The sequence below is a fragment of the Neptuniibacter marinus genome, from assembly GCF_965223595.1.
In the GTDB taxonomy this organism is placed as follows: Bacteria; Pseudomonadota; Gammaproteobacteria; order Pseudomonadales; family Balneatricaceae; genus Neptuniibacter; species Neptuniibacter marinus.
Genome location: NZ_OZ245004.1, coordinates 1,571,344 through 1,589,101, shown reverse-complemented (window position 1 = coordinate 1,589,101; position 17,758 = coordinate 1,571,344). Strand labels below are relative to the sequence as shown.

At 43.7% G+C, this 17,758-nt stretch carries 14 protein-coding genes; 7 read left to right on the top strand and 7 right to left on the bottom strand.

Going from position 1 to position 17,758, the window contains the following annotated elements; all coding sequences use genetic code 11:
- Window positions 1-46: 46 nt before the first annotated feature.
- A complete protein-coding gene (locus ACOQOE_RS07340; protein WP_420555342.1) occupies window positions 47-943 on the bottom strand; it encodes a DMT family transporter in 897 nt (298 codons plus the stop codon).
- A gap of 309 nt (window positions 944-1,252) precedes the next feature.
- Here ACOQOE_RS07340 and ACOQOE_RS07335 point away from each other — a divergent pair, with 309 nt between their 5' ends.
- Window positions 1,253-2,077: a mechanosensitive ion channel family protein gene (locus tag ACOQOE_RS07335; RefSeq protein WP_420555341.1), complete on the top strand. Its 825-nt coding sequence runs from the start codon at window positions 1,253-1,255 to the stop codon at window positions 2,075-2,077.
- Window positions 2,078-2,137: 60 nt separating this feature from the next.
- On the opposite strand, the gene ACOQOE_RS07330 is transcribed toward ACOQOE_RS07335, so the two are convergent.
- Window positions 2,138-4,069: a RecQ family ATP-dependent DNA helicase gene (locus ACOQOE_RS07330; protein ID WP_067864464.1), complete on the bottom strand. Its 1,932-nt coding sequence runs from the start codon at window positions 4,067-4,069 to the stop codon at window positions 2,138-2,140.
- 281 nt (window positions 4,070-4,350) lie between these two features.
- Between ACOQOE_RS07330 and ACOQOE_RS07325 the strand changes: the two genes are divergently transcribed.
- A complete protein-coding gene (locus ACOQOE_RS07325; RefSeq protein WP_420555340.1) occupies window positions 4,351-5,067 on the top strand; it encodes a YebC/PmpR family DNA-binding transcriptional regulator in 717 nt (238 codons plus the stop codon).
- Window positions 5,068-5,425: 358 nt separating this feature from the next.
- On the opposite strand, the gene ACOQOE_RS07320 is transcribed toward ACOQOE_RS07325, so the two are convergent.
- From ACOQOE_RS07320 to pdxB, 4 genes are all read right to left on the bottom strand, one after another.
- On the bottom strand, window positions 5,426-5,995 hold the full coding sequence (locus tag ACOQOE_RS07320; RefSeq protein ID WP_420555339.1) for a hypothetical protein: 570 nt from the start codon (window positions 5,993-5,995) through the stop codon (window positions 5,426-5,428).
- 151 nt (window positions 5,996-6,146) lie between these two features.
- Window positions 6,147-7,259: an ATP-NAD kinase family protein gene (locus ACOQOE_RS07315; protein ID WP_420555338.1), complete on the bottom strand. Its 1,113-nt coding sequence runs from the start codon at window positions 7,257-7,259 to the stop codon at window positions 6,147-6,149.
- On the bottom strand, window positions 7,252-7,956 hold the full coding sequence (locus ACOQOE_RS07310; RefSeq protein ID WP_420555337.1) for a flagellar brake protein: 705 nt from the start codon (window positions 7,954-7,956) through the stop codon (window positions 7,252-7,254). Before ACOQOE_RS07310 ends, ACOQOE_RS07315 begins: the two co-directional genes overlap by 8 nt.
- A 61-nt stretch (window positions 7,957-8,017) precedes the next feature.
- Window positions 8,018-9,154 carry a 4-phosphoerythronate dehydrogenase PdxB gene (gene pdxB, locus ACOQOE_RS07305; protein ID WP_420555336.1) on the bottom strand — a complete coding sequence of 379 codons (1,137 nt, stop codon included), beginning with the start codon at window positions 9,152-9,154 and terminating at the stop codon, window positions 8,018-8,020.
- Between the two features lie 118 nt (window positions 9,155-9,272).
- Here pdxB and ACOQOE_RS07300 point away from each other — a divergent pair, with 118 nt between their 5' ends.
- The 5 genes from ACOQOE_RS07300 to ahpF all read left to right on the top strand — a co-directional run bounded on the left by ACOQOE_RS07300 (window position 9,273) and on the right by ahpF (window position 15,263).
- Window positions 9,273-9,524, top strand: a complete 252-nt coding sequence (locus tag ACOQOE_RS07300) for a hypothetical protein (protein WP_231867945.1) — start codon at window positions 9,273-9,275, stop codon at window positions 9,522-9,524.
- 186 nt (window positions 9,525-9,710) lie between these two features.
- Window positions 9,711-11,360 carry a methyl-accepting chemotaxis protein gene (locus ACOQOE_RS07295; protein WP_067864443.1) on the top strand — a complete coding sequence of 550 codons (1,650 nt, stop codon included), beginning with the start codon at window positions 9,711-9,713 and terminating at the stop codon, window positions 11,358-11,360.
- Between the two features lie 156 nt (window positions 11,361-11,516).
- The gene (trpB, locus tag ACOQOE_RS07290) at window positions 11,517-12,719 is read left to right on the top strand and encodes a tryptophan synthase subunit beta (RefSeq protein ID WP_420555335.1); all 1,203 of its coding nucleotides are present in this window, start codon (window positions 11,517-11,519) and stop codon (window positions 12,717-12,719) included.
- Between the two features lie 282 nt (window positions 12,720-13,001).
- The gene (gene ahpC, locus ACOQOE_RS07285) at window positions 13,002-13,559 is read left to right on the top strand and encodes an alkyl hydroperoxide reductase subunit C (protein ID WP_067864428.1); all 558 of its coding nucleotides are present in this window, start codon (window positions 13,002-13,004) and stop codon (window positions 13,557-13,559) included.
- A 141-nt stretch (window positions 13,560-13,700) separates the two neighbouring features.
- Window positions 13,701-15,263, top strand: coding sequence for an alkyl hydroperoxide reductase subunit F (gene ahpF / locus ACOQOE_RS07280; protein ID WP_067864425.1), 1,563 nt, complete (start codon window positions 13,701-13,703; stop codon window positions 15,261-15,263).
- A 96-nt stretch (window positions 15,264-15,359) separates the two neighbouring features.
- Here the strand turns inward: ahpF and ACOQOE_RS07275 are convergent, their stop codons facing one another.
- Entirely contained in the window at window positions 15,360-17,750 is a 2,391-nt protein-coding gene (locus ACOQOE_RS07275; RefSeq protein WP_420555334.1) for a plasma-membrane proton-efflux P-type ATPase, read from the bottom strand.
- Window positions 17,751-17,758 lie beyond the last annotated feature (8 nt).

The following is a 17,758-nucleotide window of genomic DNA, read 5'->3' as shown; positions in this document are numbered from 1 at the left end:
TTACCCAGATAACCTCGGCGAGACCAGCTTCCCCCACCAGTCGATACTATTTAACCATCGAAACCTGTTTACCTTGCCAAAGAATAAACAGCCCCGAAACAACGATAAAGCTGCAGCCAATCAACATGGGAAAAGTTATCTCTTCATTAAACAACAATACGCCTAGACCTATACCAAATAACAACCGCGAGTATCTAAACGGTGTCACTGCAGAGACCTCTCCTGTTCGCATCGCCTTCATCAAACAGGAATAAGCTGTAACACCGGCTAATACCGCACCTACTAGGTAGATTGATGTTTTAAAATCGGGGACTAAAAAAGGTATCGCTTCCCACACCGAGAAGAGCATGCCTGCCACAACAACCGCAAGAAACCCATACAAACCTAAAATGGATGTACTGATCGATGCCGGAGCCGCCCGACTGGCTAAATCACGACAGGCAAAACCGAGCATCCCTAAAATGGCAAAAATTGACAAGAAAGAGAAATTATCCGTTCCTGGACGAATGATAATAATAACGCCAAGTAAACCAACAAAAATGGCCACCCATCGTTTTAACCCTACTTTTTCACGAAAGATAAGTGCCGCCCCTGCCACTACAACAATGGGACTCGCCTGAAGAATCACTGTAGCTGATGATAAGGGGGTTAAAGTAATAGCCAGTACGTAAAACAACAGCCCTATAATCTCGAACAGTACCCGAAACCACATCGGGCGTGAGATCACATCAATACTAAACAGAGACTCTTTTCTTAAAAGCGTCACGCCCGCAAAAAGAAAAGCACCACTTAACCCAAAAATCACCAGAATTTGTGCAATCGGTAAAGTCTCTGCGACTATTTTTATAAAAGCATCTTCAGCAGCAAAGATAGCCATCGCAGTTACCATCCAGAAACTACCAATCAAGTTGGTACGGCGGTCAGTTCCGAAGTCTATAGTCACAAAATATCCTCTGCTATTTTTGCTTTAACGATTATAGGTAGTGGTAACATAAGCACGCCTTTTATAGCACATACCCAAAACCCAAACGGAGCCCTATCATAAAATATCTAGGTGCCTGTTAAGCGAGCTGAAATCAAAAATAAAAACGTTTCTGGTCAGCGCCTGCAGCGTTTCAAAGCATGGGCACTTACAATATTCAAAACGACACCAAAATATAACGTCTTTAAACTACACTTTATTTACTCTTAATCCCTCATTAAGATACAAAAACTTACCCTAAGCGCCATAACTAATAACAAGGCATAAAAAATGGAATTTCTCGACAGTATCGATATAAATCAACACCTACCAGCGGCGATCGCTTGGGCAACCAATATCTTATTAGCAATAGTCATTCTGATTATTGGTTTTTGGATAGCAGGCAGTGCAAACAAACTGATTATTAACATAGGTAAAGGCAAACATTTAGATGATACGCTTTTCCGTTTTTTAGGTAGCTTTGCTCGCTATTTAATACTCGCTTTTGTTTTTATTGCTGTTCTAAACCGTTTCGGTGTGCAAACCGCTTCTATCGTTGCTTTATTAGGTGCTGCAGGTTTAGCTGTTGGCTTAGCCTTACAGGGCGCTATGTCAAACTTAGCGGCTGGGGTCATGTTGCTAATCTTTAGGCCTTATAAAGTAGGTGATTTTATCGATGCGGCTGGTTGTTTTGGTAACGTCACTGAGATCGATATGTTTACTACGATTCTACAAACCTTTGATCAGCAGCAGGTCATTATCCCTAATAGCCAGATCTGGGGCGAAAAGATCATTAACCACTCACACTATGATGTACGTGGCGTAGATATGCATTTTGGCGTTGCTTACGATGAGAGCACTGATGCTGCTCGCGCAGTGATTGACAGTGTATTAGCTAATCACCCTCATATTCTGAAAGATCCGGCACCTTTTGTTGAAGTAGAAACTTTGAATGACAGTTCTGTGGACTTTTTGGTACGTCCTTTCTGCAAAGGTGAGCATTACTTTGATGTGCTTTATTCCGTACCGGAACAGATCAAAAAAGCGCTCGATGAGAACGGAATCGAGATTCCATTCCCTCACCGTAAAGTAATTATGGTTAACGAAAACGCATAACCAACTAACGGCAGAGCTTCATCCTTATAGATGGGGCTCTGCCGTTAAATACACTCTATTTCAAATAAGCTCTACCACTTTATCTTTGATGCTTTGAAAACGAACCTGTTCACAGCAACCAAATCCATCCAACTGCCTAACTTTATTACGACTAAATAGCGGAATACTGATCCCGGCCAGAAAACGGCAGTACGTTCCAACACTCGGTGATCGTTTCGTCTTTATTTCAATATGCTGTTTAAATCCATTCAACACGCTTTTTAGGCGTCCATCTTCGGGGAGTTGTGGCTTATGTGAATAGGCTAATTTTGCAACTTGTCCGCGACAAACTGAGCAGTGACCACACTGTTCAGGTGCGTTCTGATCATCAAAATATCGAGCAAGGTTAGCGGTGAGACATCGATCTAACTCAAAGAAACGCACCAATGCAGCGATCCGCTCTATCTCCTTTTGCTCTTTATCTAAAAAGTAGTCACTTAACACTTGCACAAGCTCCGGTTGAGATAGAGCTTGTTCATCAACAGAAAACACCTCAGTGATCTTTTTACTTTCCAGAACAATATGACCTTGCTCTTGCAGATAGTCTAAGGCTGCGACAACACGGCTGCGCTCACAACCATAATGTTGATAGAGACTCTCTATATCTAAGCTACCCCAGATTTTTTTAAACTGGGTATGATCAAAAATAGCCTTTAAAAACTGCTGCCGCTCGCCATGAAATTGGTTAAGCAGTACGCTTTGCTCCGTCAAAAACTTATAACGGTATTCAGCAAAGTAAGCATAGAGTGGCTTAATAACCTGCTTTAACTCTAACTGTACCAACAAGGTTTTTAAGGGAAGTTGCCTAATATTGGCATCATTAGACAAGCTGAGGAGTTGTAACTCCCACTGCCCATTTGAAACCTCTTTACAGATATTATCGACGACGACGGCGATCCCTTCCAGCTCTGGCGTATCACCATAAACAAAATTTTCAACCGTATTGATCCCATCTAAATTCGCCAAGGTAATACAGTTTGATTTTAAACCATCACGCCCGGCTCGGCCGATCTCTTGACTGTAATTCTCAATAGACTTGGGAAGGTCATAATGGATAACAAAACGTACATCCGCTTTATCTATACCCATTCCAAACGCGATCGTAGCCACTACAACTTGGCATTGCCCCACCATAAAGTCAGATTGAATCTGATGCCTAAGATCGTTATCTAAACCCGCATGATAGGCTGTAGCAGAGATCTGTTGTGTCGCTAAATACTTAGCCACCTGCTCCGCACTCTGCTGTAAAGTAACATACACAATACCGGAGCCTTGCTGTTGTTTAATAAGATCAACCAATTGCTTATCTTTATCTTGGCTTGCTACAGGTAACACCGTTAAATCAAGGTTATTTCGATAAAATCCGGTCTGGACTATATGTTCTGGCGCTATAGCAAATCGCTGCGCCATATCTTTTTTGACTTTTCTCGTTGCCGTTGCTGTCAGCAAAAGCACTAAGGGGATATTTAGCTCCTGTCGATATTGGGGAAGCTTCAAATAGTCGGGGCGAAAGTTATGACCCCATTCAGATATACAGTGCGCCTCATCAACTACCAGCATTGAGATGTCGATAGAAGCGATAAACTCGCGAAAACGTTCATTTTTAAAACGCTCAACAGACACCATCAAAATTTTAATCATACCTTGACGAATATCACGCATAACCGTTTGGTTTTCTTGCGGTGTTAAGGTGGAATCAATACTCGCAGCAGCAATCCCTTTCGATTTAAGAAACGCCAATTGGTCTTTCATTAAAGCAAGTAGGGGTGAGACCACCAGTGTCAGATGGGGAAGATGGATCGCACTAAACTGATAGCATAGGGATTTCCCTGCTCCAGTCGGAAAAATGGAAAGCGTAGAGTGGCCTGAAAGAAGCTGTTTAATCGTTTGCTCTTGCCCCTCTCTAAAGGTGTCAAAGGCAAAATATTGCTGTAGGGCTGGTTGTAAATCCATATCAGTGTTCCTTTACGTTAAATCCGTTTAACGGTTGGTTTAGATGACATAATCTGAAAAGAAATATAACAGATAATCGACTCAGTAGAGTCTCGTCCTAACATACCCTATAAGATCGTTTAGCGAAGGAAAGGCCTCTTCCCTTTCTAATATCGTTCAAAATTCACACAATGCTCTATGCTTTTTCTTTAATCTCCACCACCAATATCCAATTGGAGGTTTAATAACGCGGCGCTTATCTGTAAAATTTTGTTCTTTTTATCAGTGTATGGAATATCGCAATGGGTCGTGCTTATCAAAACCGTAAAGAGTCTATGGCGAAAACATCGGACGCCAAGGCTAAGGTTTACAGTAAATTCAGCCGTGAGATTTATGTATGTGCTAAATCTGGCGGTGTCGAGTTAGAAGGTAACTTAGCGTTATTGGGCCTAGTTGAACGAGCCAAAAAAGCCCAAGTACCCGCGCATGTAATTGATAAAGCACTTGATAAAGCAAAAGGCGGTGGCGGTGAAGATTTCTCTCCTGCTCGCTACGAAGGATTTGGCCCGGGCGGCTGCATGGTAATCGTAGAATGCTTAACGGATAACCCTAACCGTACTTTTGGCGATGTACGTAACTGCTTTAACAAAACCAAATGCAAAATTGGTAGCCAAGGCAGCGTTAGCCACATGTTCGACCACAGTGCTATTTTTGTGTTTGCCGGTGATGACGAAGATGCAGTACTTGAAGCACTAATGATGGAAGATGTTGATGTAACTGACATTGAATGCGAAGAGGGTAAAATTACTGTTTTTGCACCACATACTGACTACTTCAAAGCAAAAAAAGCGCTACAAGATAATATCGAAGAGCTTGATCTAGAGGTCGATGAGATTCAGTTTGTACCACAAAATATGTCACCCGTTTCTGAAGATGATATGCCTATGTTCGAAAAGTTCATTGATATGCTAGAAGATCTGGATGATGTACAGAACATCTACCATAACGCAGAAGTTTAAGTAGATATCTACGAATAGACCTAATCTCGTCTATCCAGAATCCATTATTCGAATCTAAAAAAAAGCCCGCACATCACTGATAGTTGATCTGCGGGCTTTTTTATAAGCCAATACTTATCAATCAGTCAGCAACTAAACTAGCTTTAGTCTCCATGATATTGCGGTATCTTAAACGATTTGATTTATTACCGGCAAAAAAAAGCACCACTTTCTAAATTAGAGAGTAGTGCTCAAACAGACCTTTCAACCTATAGAACCCAATTTCCACTAACTTAGTTGTAAGGTCTACCGTCTTTCAGGAAGAACAATAGACTGCCACTCTGAATATTAGTTCCCTGAAAGAGAGTGATTTTTCTATTTACATCATGCCGTTCATTGCTTTGAACTTAGCCATCAATTCAACAGGCTGCTCGCTCTTATTACCTTTATTCAAAACATAAACGACAGTTTGGCCTTGCGGGCCAGCAGCGATTTGCGTAAAGCGGTATGGTGCTTCGCCGACAAGACGAACATCTTCCATATCTTGTAATGTGCTAAACACATACAAACGACCATCTTCACCGCGCATTTCGCCATAGAAATCATCTGCAGCTTCAAGCTTGCCATTAAACATATCGATGCTAGCAATGCCTGATGACTTTTTCTTATCTTCGTTAGTTAAGCCATAAACAAGGGTTGCGCCTTTAGGCCCATCACCAATGAAAACCTTACGGAAAGAGGTCTCACCTACAGTCAAAAACTGTTGATACGTTTTGAAATCATCAAAAACATAATAACGACCTTCATGCATCACTTCATACAAGTCATCATTATTTAGCTGAGTAGCCGCGGCAGATTGGGTTTCCTCCTGTTGAACTTGGTGAGTATGACAACCAGTTAGGGAGAACATTGCAGTTGCAACCACTGCGCTAGCAATCAGTTTTTTCATGGAGAGCCTCATTAATTGATCAATAAAAATTAAGAGGCACTTTACTTAGGAAATATTACAAAATAATGTCATTTATATTCAGCTAAAAAACTAAATAAAAGGTATCTAACTAATAACATTGAGCAGCCAAGCAGAGGAGATAAACAGCTCACTAATAATCAGCAACTCTATACAGAACGGAGTCATGATAACCTGTAGACACCGGAATAACACCTGCCAGTAATTTATTAACCTCAGGATCACCACTATCCACAATTAATGGACGTCCCTCTAAGGCTTTGAGTTTTGTTTTAGTCGCAATTACATTGATATTCTGTTTACCTAAACGCTTTAACAGCGCAGGACTTAATTGTTGATTACCGCGCCCAATAATATGCCCTTGGCCACCAATTAACGTAATCACCAACTGACAAGGGTGTCCTTCAGTCAATTCTAATAACTGATTTGCAGTACAGTCCGCAGCGATAAGTTGATTATCTTTAATAATATCTACACCTAAAAGCGTATTCGGCAACCCCAACTGCTCCATAACCCCAGCAACAGTAGAACCAGACCCCATCACATAAAAGATATCAGGTTCCATGCGCTCAATAATATCAGCCGCTATATCATCAAGAACTAACTCTTCAGATTCCTTACCGCCATTTTTGACCTGTTGCAGATAACGATGCTCTTGAGGGACCAACAGATCACCATAATATTTGGCGCGAACACGCCCTTCACGGAACGCCACTTCATCTATATCGCGCACCTCTTGGTCACCTAATGTGACTAACTCACCTTTAACTAACATGGCAATAATTTCGCCCGCTGCTTTCGGCGTTACCGCATAAACCCCTGAATGGATCTTAACGCCAGCGGGAATACCTAATACAGGCACCTCCTCCGCAATCGCAGCACAAATATTACGTGCGGTGCCATCTCCACCGGCAAATAGAACAATATCCACACCTTGATTAACAAGATCTTTAGCAGCTTGGATAGTATCCTCTGCAGACGTATTACCCGTTTGAATCTCACCGATAACTTGAGGAATAAAGCCCGCCTGACGGGCAACGGTTTCACCCATTTCAGCGGGATAGGTCACCAGCTCTATATTCAAACCTTTAAGGACCTCAAGAGCTTGCAGTGTTCTTAAACCCGCCTTAGGTTCCGCACCTAAAGCTAAGGCTTCACGCGCGGTTTCTTTACCGTCACTACCTTTTAACGCGACACTACCGCCGACACCCGCCAAAGGATTAATTATCAGGCCAAGCTTAAACACTTAAGATCTCCAAATTACCCGTTTCAATTAAAAACTGTTGGTATACAAAACCCGCTAAAATTAGATGGGTATCATCATCCAAATCTAAAAACTCTAGCCCATGACTTACTACTGTACTGACACTTCCCTCTTGGGGTTGCACACTACGTATGAGCGCCGTTGTTAAAATAACCTGATCTACGCCAGCTACAGAAAAACGGGTTGTCATAAACAGCTTATCGCCCTGCTTACCTAAAGCCACAGGTACATCAACACAAGCACCGCTCAAACTAATATCAGTGCAATAAGCATTAATCGGCCAATCATGTCTTAGCCCTTTACCTTGTTCAAATTCATCAATTGAAACCAACAAATTAACGGGAACCCGCGTGTGACTGCGGATACGCCTAACTTCTGTCGTTTTTGGGTATTCTAAATGCCAATAAGCAAAAGGCGAGGTTTGAATTTTCAAGATTCGAGCGCTAAATGCACAGATAAAATTACCTGTCATTAAGCGAACGGTCACTTGCGCTCCGGTATTAACGACTGAGCTTTTCGGTGCCGAGACCATTAAACTACCGTTTTCACGGTAGCCTAATAATTGAACAGAATAGCGGGCGCGGGGCGCTCGGGTTTCAATCTGAACTTTCTCACCTATACGTGGATTAAGTTCAGCTAGCGAGCGCGATGTATCAAGTGATTCTAATGCTTTTGTCATTAAAGTGTTTCTTAGTCTCTCTAATAGATGACGAGGACGTTAAGTAAATAACTTAAGTGAGTTAACCTTTAGCGGCTAACTTGAAACCTATGGCCTCAATTTGATCTGGGTTCTCTGCGCCTGCAACATTAAGCGAAGAAAATTCTCGCCTTGCGCGGTATTGTTTTCGCAATTGATCAAAGGCCTGTTTTTGCTCCGCTTCGGGTAACGTCAGAGTATGTCGCAGCATATAATCATCAATACGCGGGTCATACACTTTTTCCATCAACTCCAATATGCTCAGATCACCCTGCTCTACACAGGCTAACTCAGACTGAGGCAAAAACGCTTCGAATGATTCTTCGCAAGGCTGATCCAAATACTGACACAGAGCTTGATAAAGCATAAATGTGCCACGAATTTTACCATCAAAGCTATAACCGGCAATATGTGGTGACACAATAGCGCAACGCTCAGCTAACGCGGCATTAACTACCGGCTCATGTTCCCATACATCGAGGATAAATGTGAGCCCTAGGCGTTTTTTCCCTATATCAAGCAAGGCTCGATTATCAATTACGGGGCCACGTCCTGCATTCAAAACGATAGCATGATTTTGAATCATCCCTAGCTCAAGATCAGAGATCAAATGCTGTGTTGGATATTCTCCCTCTTGCGTGAGCGGCGTATGTAAACAGATAACATCCGCTTGTTTTAACAAACTATGTAGAGGAATAAACCCCTCTTCTGACTCAGCTCTAGGAGGATCATTCACGAGCACTTTATAACCTAGTGCTAGTAAACGTCGCTGTAAACGTCCTCCAACATTCCCTACGCCAACAATGCCATAAGTTCTGTCTTTAGGATCAAAGCCTTGCCATTCAGCAGTAAGAAACAAACAACTCAGCACATACTCCACGACGGCATCAGCATTACAGCCCGGCGCATTACTAAAAGCTATACCTTTACTCTCCAAATAATGCTGATCAATATGATCGGTACCTATAGTTGCCGTACCGACAAATTTAACCGGACTTGAGGCTAAAAGCGCTTCGTTAACTTGTGTAATTGAACGGACAAGCAGTACATCAATATCATGTAAATCCTTAGGCGATAAATCTCGGCCGGGTTTCAGAATAACCTTACCAAAACGAGAAAAAATGGCCTCAACTTGAGGCATATTTTCATCCGCTAAAATATTTAGTTTTCTGTTACGCAATTTATCAGTCTCCAGACTTTACAAACAGGCTCAGTTCAGGCTCAATTCGCGGTTTTAAACTACATACATGAATAAAAATAGTGGCTCGAGCCACTTCTATTGATTGGATCTCACGCACTTGATCATTCGTTGGAAAAAACATCAGGAATATTACATTGTAAGAATGTACCAAGACCTGATCGGCGATTGGGTTGTCAGCCAAAGCTGGGGCAACAACGCCGAGAATACAAGTGCCTGCAACCAGACAGTTAGTACATCATATCAAGATGCGCGACTGATCGTCAGGGAAATTCGCAAACAACTCAAGAGTCAAGGATTTCGCCATGTTGCTCGTCAAGAAACCCAATTAGGGTTTGAATTCGATCACTAAGCGAGTATCTCTAAAAAAGTCGATCTAAAACAAACGCCTGACATACCCCCTATCCAATACTTCTGATCCAAACAGCCAATACTAAAGTAGAGCATTTACAGATAATGCCTAATGCTATATTCCATATACATCATTGTTTTATTAGCCATAAATAATATCTATTCACTAAGCTACTAAGGAAAGTATATGAACGGTTCCTTGTTTGGTTTTTACACTAAAAGTTTTTTATCCGCTCTAGTTATTACAGGATTGGCTGCTGGTGCTGCTTTTGCCATAGGTGCGGATAACCAATCGTTAATAACTTTAATTTGTAGCGCGCTTTTAGCCTCCCTAACGTCCATATTAGTTATACACAAAATTTTATTAGGGCCTATGGCAAATGAAATTATGCACGCAAAAGAGGCTAAATTTGATCAATTAAAACTTCTGCCTTATTTTTTTGGTGACTTTTTTGCAAAGCAAGCAAATACCGAAAATATCAGCGGTAAACTCTCCAACAGCGCAAATGCTAATGCAATTTCAGCAGCGGAAGTATCCTTCTCAGCGGATACCCTTAAAGCTCAGCTAGACAACCAAGTGCAAGAGGTAACACAAATAGCCACTAACGCTGAAGAGATGACAGTGACTGTACAGCAATCAGAGCAACAGGCGGAACTGGCAGCTCAAATGGCTATCCAAGCAAAAGAGACGGGTTCAGAAGGACAACAAGCATTAACTGCAGCGATGGTTGATATTCGAGAGTTAAACTCTCAAGCCACAGAAACCTTAGTATTAATTGAGCAACTAAACGAAAAATCACAAAAAATACAAGATGTGACCCGAGTGATCGAAGAGATTGCCGAACAAACCAATCTGCTAGCCCTTAACGCAGCAATTGAAGCCGCTCGAGCAGGTGATCATGGCCGCGGCTTTGCCGTAGTGGCTGATGAAGTAAGGCAATTAGCCTCACGTACTGCCAGTGCAACCGGCGAAGTAGAACTGATTGTGGATGAAATACGCGCAGAAACCCAACAAGTGGTTGGTAATATTCAAACCCTTTCTAACAATGTAGAAAGCGGCACCATCGCTATGGAAAAGGTTAGCGATCAATTAGGCGGCATTTCAGAACAATCTTCAAATGTTGAACAGCAAATTTCCACCATCGCGGAAGGGGCAAGAAACAACCGGCAAAACCTTGAGGTTATCTTTAACTCACTGCAAAATGTTCGCCATGAGTTAGAAGGAAGCGATGCTGAAGTCTCTCAATTAGCAACGCAAGCAGCCTCTTTGATGGAAGCTGCTGAAAAATCTAATTCCATTTTAGCTGCCGCCTCAGAACAAAACTATCACCAGCCCTTTTTCCATATTGCGCGGGACACTGCAAACCGAGTTTCGGCGGCCTTCGAGCAAGCTATATCTCAAGGTCAAATATCTGAGTCAGCACTATTTGATCACACTTACACCCCTGTTGAAGGTTCAAACCCTCAAAAACACACAACTCCATTTGATCAATTAACCGACAAAATCCTACCTAATATCCAAGAGCCTGCGCTTAACAGCCATGAAAAACTGATCTATGTAATTGCTACGGATATTAATGGCTTTGTGCCTACCCATAATAATCAGTTTGCTCACGCTTTATCCGGCGATTATGAAACCGATCTAGTAAAAAGCCGTAGTAAGCGCATCTTTAATGATAGAACCGGAGCCCGCTGTGGAGCCCATACCGACACTATGCTTCTACAAACTTACAAACGCGACACCGGTGAAATCATGCATGATCTATCGGTGCCAATCTTTGTTAACGGCAAACATTGGGGCGGAGTACGTATAGGCTATAAGCCAGATCAACATTAAATCACGGCATAGATCAACAAAACCGCTGTTGGCTTTAAGCCACAGCGGTTTTTGAATTTCTCAGGTGGTTTAATTGAGCTTTAAGCTCTTTATAATAAAGTTAATATATTAAACTCTAATAAAAAATATGCGACGCAGCGGATCATAGGATAGAAGATGAGTAAATTTACCTACGCAGAGATGCCCAATAAAGAAGGCTTTTTTGGTGAGTTTGGTGGCCAAGAGATACCACCAGAACTAAAACAGATCATGGACCAAATTAACGATGCCTATGAAGAGATTCGCCAAAAACCAGAATTCCAAGCAGAACTTGATCTACTATTCGCTGACTATGTAGGTCGTCCAAGCCCTATCTACCACGCGAAACGCTTAAGCGAAAAGCTCGGTGGCGCTCAGATCTATTTAAAACGTGAAGACCTAAACCACACCGGCGCTCATAAAATTAATCACTGTCTAGGTGAAGCCCTACTCGCTAAATTTATGGGTAAAACTAAAGTGATCGCTGAAACCGGTGCAGGTCAACACGGCGTCGCACTCGCAACAGCCTGCGCCCTTGTCGGTATTCCCTGTGAAATACATATGGGCCAAGTAGATATCGAAAAAGAACACCCTAACGTCACCAAAATGAAGATTTTAGGATGTACATTAATCCCCGTTACCCGTGGCACCGCCACTTTGAAAGATGCCGTCGACAGTGCATTTGAAGAGTATCTAAAAGACCCAGTGAACTTCATCTATGCCATAGGCTCAGTTGTCGGCCCCCACCCTTTTCCTAAAATGGTCAGGGATTTTCAGAGTATTATTGGTACAGAAGCCCGCGAACAGTTCCAAGCAAAAACCAATCACCTACCCGACTATGTCACCGCCTGTGTTGGCGGCGGTTCCAACGCAATGGGCATGTTTAGCGCTTTTCTTAATGATGACAGCGTCAACCTTGTGGGAATTGAACCCGCCGGTAAAGGTCTCGACACTCAAGCGCACTCAGCCACACTCACCCTAGGTAAACCTAGCACCCTACATGGCATGAAATGTTACGTACTAGAAACCGAAGATGGCGAACCTATGCCAGTCCATTCCATCGCATCTGGACTCGACTATCCTGGTGTAGGCCCACAGCACAGCTACTTAAAAGACTTAGGCCGCGTACAGTATGAAACCGCTTCGGACCAAGAATGCTTAGATGCCTTTATGGAACTCTCTCGTATAGAGGGCATCATCCCCGCCTTAGAAAGCTCCCATGCCGTCGCTTGGGCCATGCGTAAAGCACCGACCCTTTCAAAAGATCAAACAATCTTAGTCAACCTATCAGGCCGGGGCGATAAAGATGCTGATTACGTAGCCGAGAAATTAGGGCTGTAAGCTTAGAAATAAAAAGAAAGGATTAAATCCTATGTATCAATCAGTTACTGATTGACGGTAGATCTAGTTCTTTCTACCTTCCTGCCAAACCTTTCTACACATTTGCGCGTTGCCTAATAAGCATTAACACTTCACTTAATTACGCCTTTAAATCAATTGATAGATTATTACTATTGTCTCATTAAAAACAATCAATTTAATCTATTCCATCCAATCATGCATCATAGATCTCGTTCCCAAGCAGATAGCTTGCCCACATATTTAACGACTGGAGTTACCACAATGATTAATACAACTATCAAGCCTTTCTCAGCAACTGCCTTTAAACAAGGTGAATTCGTCGAGATCACTGAAGCGGATGTTATCGGTAAATGGGCTGTTTTCTTTTTCTACCCAGCGGACTTCACATTTGTATGTCCAACTGAGCTAGAAGATCTTGCTAGCAAATATGAAGAGCTTCAGAAAATGGGTGTTGAAGTGTTTTCTGTCTCTACTGATACACACTTCTGCCACAAAGCATGGCACGACACGTCTGATGCTATCGGCACTATTAACTACTACATGGTAGGCGATCAAACAGCCACGATTACTAGCAACTTCGGTGTACTGCGTGAAGGCCAAGGCCTAGCTGACCGTGCAACTTTCTTAATCGATCCAGAAGGTGTAATTCAGGCGATGGAGATTACTGCGGAAGGTATTGGTCGTGATGCAGATGATCTGATGCGCAAAATTAAAGCGGCTCAGTATGTTGCAGCTCACCCTGGTGAAGTATGCCCAGCTAAATGGAAAGAAGGTGAAGCAACATTGGCTCCTTCTCTTGATCTAGTCGGCAAAATCTAATCCGATACCGGTAATGGGCGCCTTTACCTAAGGCCTGCCATAACCAAAGAGAGACACCCACCATCGACGTGAACAAGCCTGTTGATGGTGGGAACTCCACACTCACATATTTTTAACTCAATTCAATCCGGACGGTGATTTATGTTAGATAGCAACATGAAACAACAACTGGGCACCTACCTTCAGAAGATCGATAATCCGATTGAGTTGACGGTGTCTACCAACGAAACACCAAAATCTAAAGAGCTGGAAACACTCGCACGAGAAATTGCAGAGATTTCAGACAAGATAACCTTGACCATTAAAACCGATGATACAGGCCGTGTGCCACGTATGGCGGTGGGTCCGCAAGGTGAAACAGCACGCGTAACCTTTGCTGGTGTACCTATGGGTCATGAGTTCACCTCATTGGTCTTAGCTTTACTACAAGCGGGTGGTTACCCAAGTAAGGAAGAGGCTGGGCTACAGGCACAGGCGAAAAGTCTATCTAAGACGTTAAATTTTGAGGTATATATCTCGCTGTCATGCCATAACTGTCCAGATGTGGTTCAGGCGATTAACCTGATGGCGGTTCTCAATCCGAATATCACCGCCACCATGATTGATGGCGGTGTCTTCCCTAAAGAAGTGGAAGAACAAGGCATTATGGCAGTACCGACTCTTCTACTAAACGGCGAACCTTTCGGTAATGGCCGCATGACCTTAGAAGAAATTCTGAATAAGGTTGATGATAGTGCTGAGGAAAAACAAGCCGCCGAACTAAACGCCAAAGCACCTTTTGATGTATTAGTCGTCGGGGGTGGCCCTGCGGGGGCATCAGCCGCTATTTATACTGCGCGTAAAGGTATTCGCACCGGTATTGTTGCTGACCGCTTTGGTGGTCAGGTGATGGATACCATGGCTATCGAAAACTTCATATCGGTTAAAGCCACCGACGGCCCTCGACTCGTAGCCGGATTAGAAGAGCACGTTAAAGAATACGATATAGACGTAATGACCAACCAACGGGCGGTGGAGGTTCTCGATATTGTCGGTGAAGATGGCAAACAGATCAAACAAGTGACGCTAGAAAACGGTGCTGTTCTCACCGCTAAATCGGTCATTTTAGCGACCGGCGCACGCTGGCGCGAAATGAACGTACCAGGCGAAGAGCAGTACAAAACTAAAGGGGTCGCCTTCTGCCCTCACTGTGATGGTCCGCTCTTTAAAGGTAAGCCTGTTGCCGTGATTGGTGGGGGTAACTCCGGCATCGAAGCGGCTATAGATCTTGCTGGTATTGTTGAGCATGTAACCGTGCTGGAGTTCGCCGATACCTTGCGTGCCGATGCGGTATTAGTTCAAAAAGCGGAATCGTTGCCAAACATTACTATCATTAAAGATGCGATGACCACTGAGGTGCTTGGTGATGGTAACAAAGTAATAGGTCTAAGCTATAAAGACCGCAAAACCGATCAAAGTCATGTAGTTGATGTTGCCGGTATCTTCGTCCAAATTGGTTTAGTACCTAACAGCGACTTTTTGAAGAACACCCTTGAATTAAGTGATCGAGGTGAGATCGTGATTGATAGCCGCGGTCAAACAAGCTTACCCGGTGTTTTTGCTGCAGGTGATGTTACAACAGTGCCGTTTAAGCAGATCATTATCTCCATGGGCGCGGGTGCAACCGCAGCTCTCGGCGCGTTTGATTACCTGATTCGCAACTAATTAACGCCCTTAGCTAAATCCATAAAAAAACCACCGTATCGCTACGGTGGTTTTTATCTGTGTAACGCGACTTAACGTAAAAATTTATCACCTAATTTAAGCTTGATTAGTATTTATAATATTACGTAGCACTAAGCGTTTAACCATATTATTAATAAGAAACCAAGCCAGCGCATAGCCCCAAACCGTTAGCGCCATCGACCAACCAATAGGCTCAACAAACCATCCGTAAACAGCGGCGAATGTTCCAACCACTTGAGTCAACTCTGTTGTGATAAAGAGTTTAAGGCTCGGAAATGGACGATCCCAAAAATGACCATTATTACGGGTCAAGTAAATGGTCAGATGCCCTGCAACCAGTAATTTAAGAAAGATCAATGTTTGAATGGTCGGACGTGGTAACTCCCAAATTGATTCAGCAATCCAGAACAGACCAAAACTAGAGATAACCCCCAAGATACCGAGAACACTCGAAAGAACCAGGACTCTATGCATATCCCAGCGCACAGGATGCGGCGCAGGCTTAGCGTTATCATAAGCGATCATCATGATCGGGAAATCATTGAGTAGCGCCAGCAATACAATCATCGCTGCCGTCACTGGATAAAAATCGAAAACAAGAATGGAGAGCGTCATAAACAGTAAAACGCGAACCGTTTCACTGATACGAAAAATAGCGTAGGCGGTCATGCGCTCAAAAATGCGTCTCGCCTCCTCAACTGCACTGCGAATCACGCCTAAACCCGGCTCAGTTAATACTAAGTCAGCTGCGGCCCGTGCTGCATCCGTTGCACCGCTGACCGCAATCCCTACATCCGCTTGACGTAGTGCTGGGGCGTCATTTACACCGTCGCCGGTCATACCCACTAAGTGATCGCTGGACTGTAAGGTTTGCACTATCTCGAATTTATGTTCAGGAAAAACCTGAGCATAGCCATCACGCTCAAGGATCTCGCTTGCCGTCATTTTATGCTCTTTAGAAAATGCCTTGTCAGCGGTGATGAAATTACTACCTATACCTAACTTTCCAGCAATCTGTCGAGCGATAGCAATATGATCACCTGTGACCATTTTAACCGCTACACCTAACCTCCTAAGTGCAGAAATTGTAGTCGCACTATCCTCACGGGGTGGATCATAAAGGGGTAACAAACCTAGCACTTGCGCTGGCTGATCACCTATACGTTCAGCTACCGCCAGAGCGCGATAACCATCCGCTGCCAATGTGTCAATCTGCTTTTCTACCGCGGCTTGCGTCTCGTCCGATGCCTGTGCCCAAGCTAAGATAGATTGTGGAGCCCCTTTAGCTATATAACGTTTTTCACTCTCCAGCGTTACCTCTACCTCAGCAATTTTGCTCACGGGATTGAACGGCGTGAAGAGATCAACCTTAGCCTTACCTAAATTTTCGGCATGGTCTAGAGCACTAAGAATAGAGCTATCGATCGGATCATTACTCTCTGGCTCACAGGCTAGTGCGGCGGCGAATAACACCTGTTCCGTCTCTTTTGCTTCGACCAACGCCGGCGTTCCCACCACTAATCGGTTTTGGGTCAAAGTTCCCGTTTTATCTGAGCAGAGCACATCAATCCCCGCCAGCTCTTCGATCGCAGCTAAATGGGAGACAATGGAGCCTAAGCGACTTAATGTCATTGCACCAACGGCTAAAGTAACCGACAACACAGCGGGCAGTGCCACGGGAATCGCAGCGATCGTTAAGATAAGCGAAAATTGTAGGGTTTCAAGCAGAGGATCACCCCGGAACCAACCGTAGGTAAGAATCACGGCAACCAATACTAATGTCGCCACGATTAAGGCGTTACCAATTTTTAATACTGCCTGCTGAAAATGTGACGGTGCGCCTGCCTGCTCGACCAATGCAGCCGTTTTACCAAAATAGGTTCGCATTCCTGTCGCTGTTACGACAGCGGTCATCTCACCAAGGCGTACAATGGAACCAGAATAAGCCACATCCTTAGCATTTTTTTCGACGGGTAGTGATTCACCCGTCAAAGCGGACTGATCAATGGAAAGGCCTGCGCCTTTCAACAACTCAACATCAGCGGGCACCACATCACCCAGCTTTAGGTGGATAAGATCACCCGGAACAAGCTCACGCGCAGGAAGATCATGCCAACTGCCATCACGCAGTACCCGCGCTGAAGTAGCGAGTTTTTTCTTTAAGAGTTCAACTGCATTATCCGCTTTACGCTCCTGCCAAAAGGCGACCCCGGCGTTCACAGCTAACATAGTTAGAATAATCAAAAAGTCAGGCCAGTCCTGAGCCAGTGCAGAGAGTACAGCCGCCGCTTCAATCATCCAAGGGATAGGCCCCCAGAAATAGGAGAGGATTTTCCGTAACGCGCTCTCTTTCTGTTCGATGATTTCGTTAGCGCCCTGCTCAGTTAACCGCAGCTCGGCTTCCTTAGATGTGAGCCCACTATTAACTTGATCGGATTCAGAAGCAGTATGCAGATCATTAAGCATGATTCATC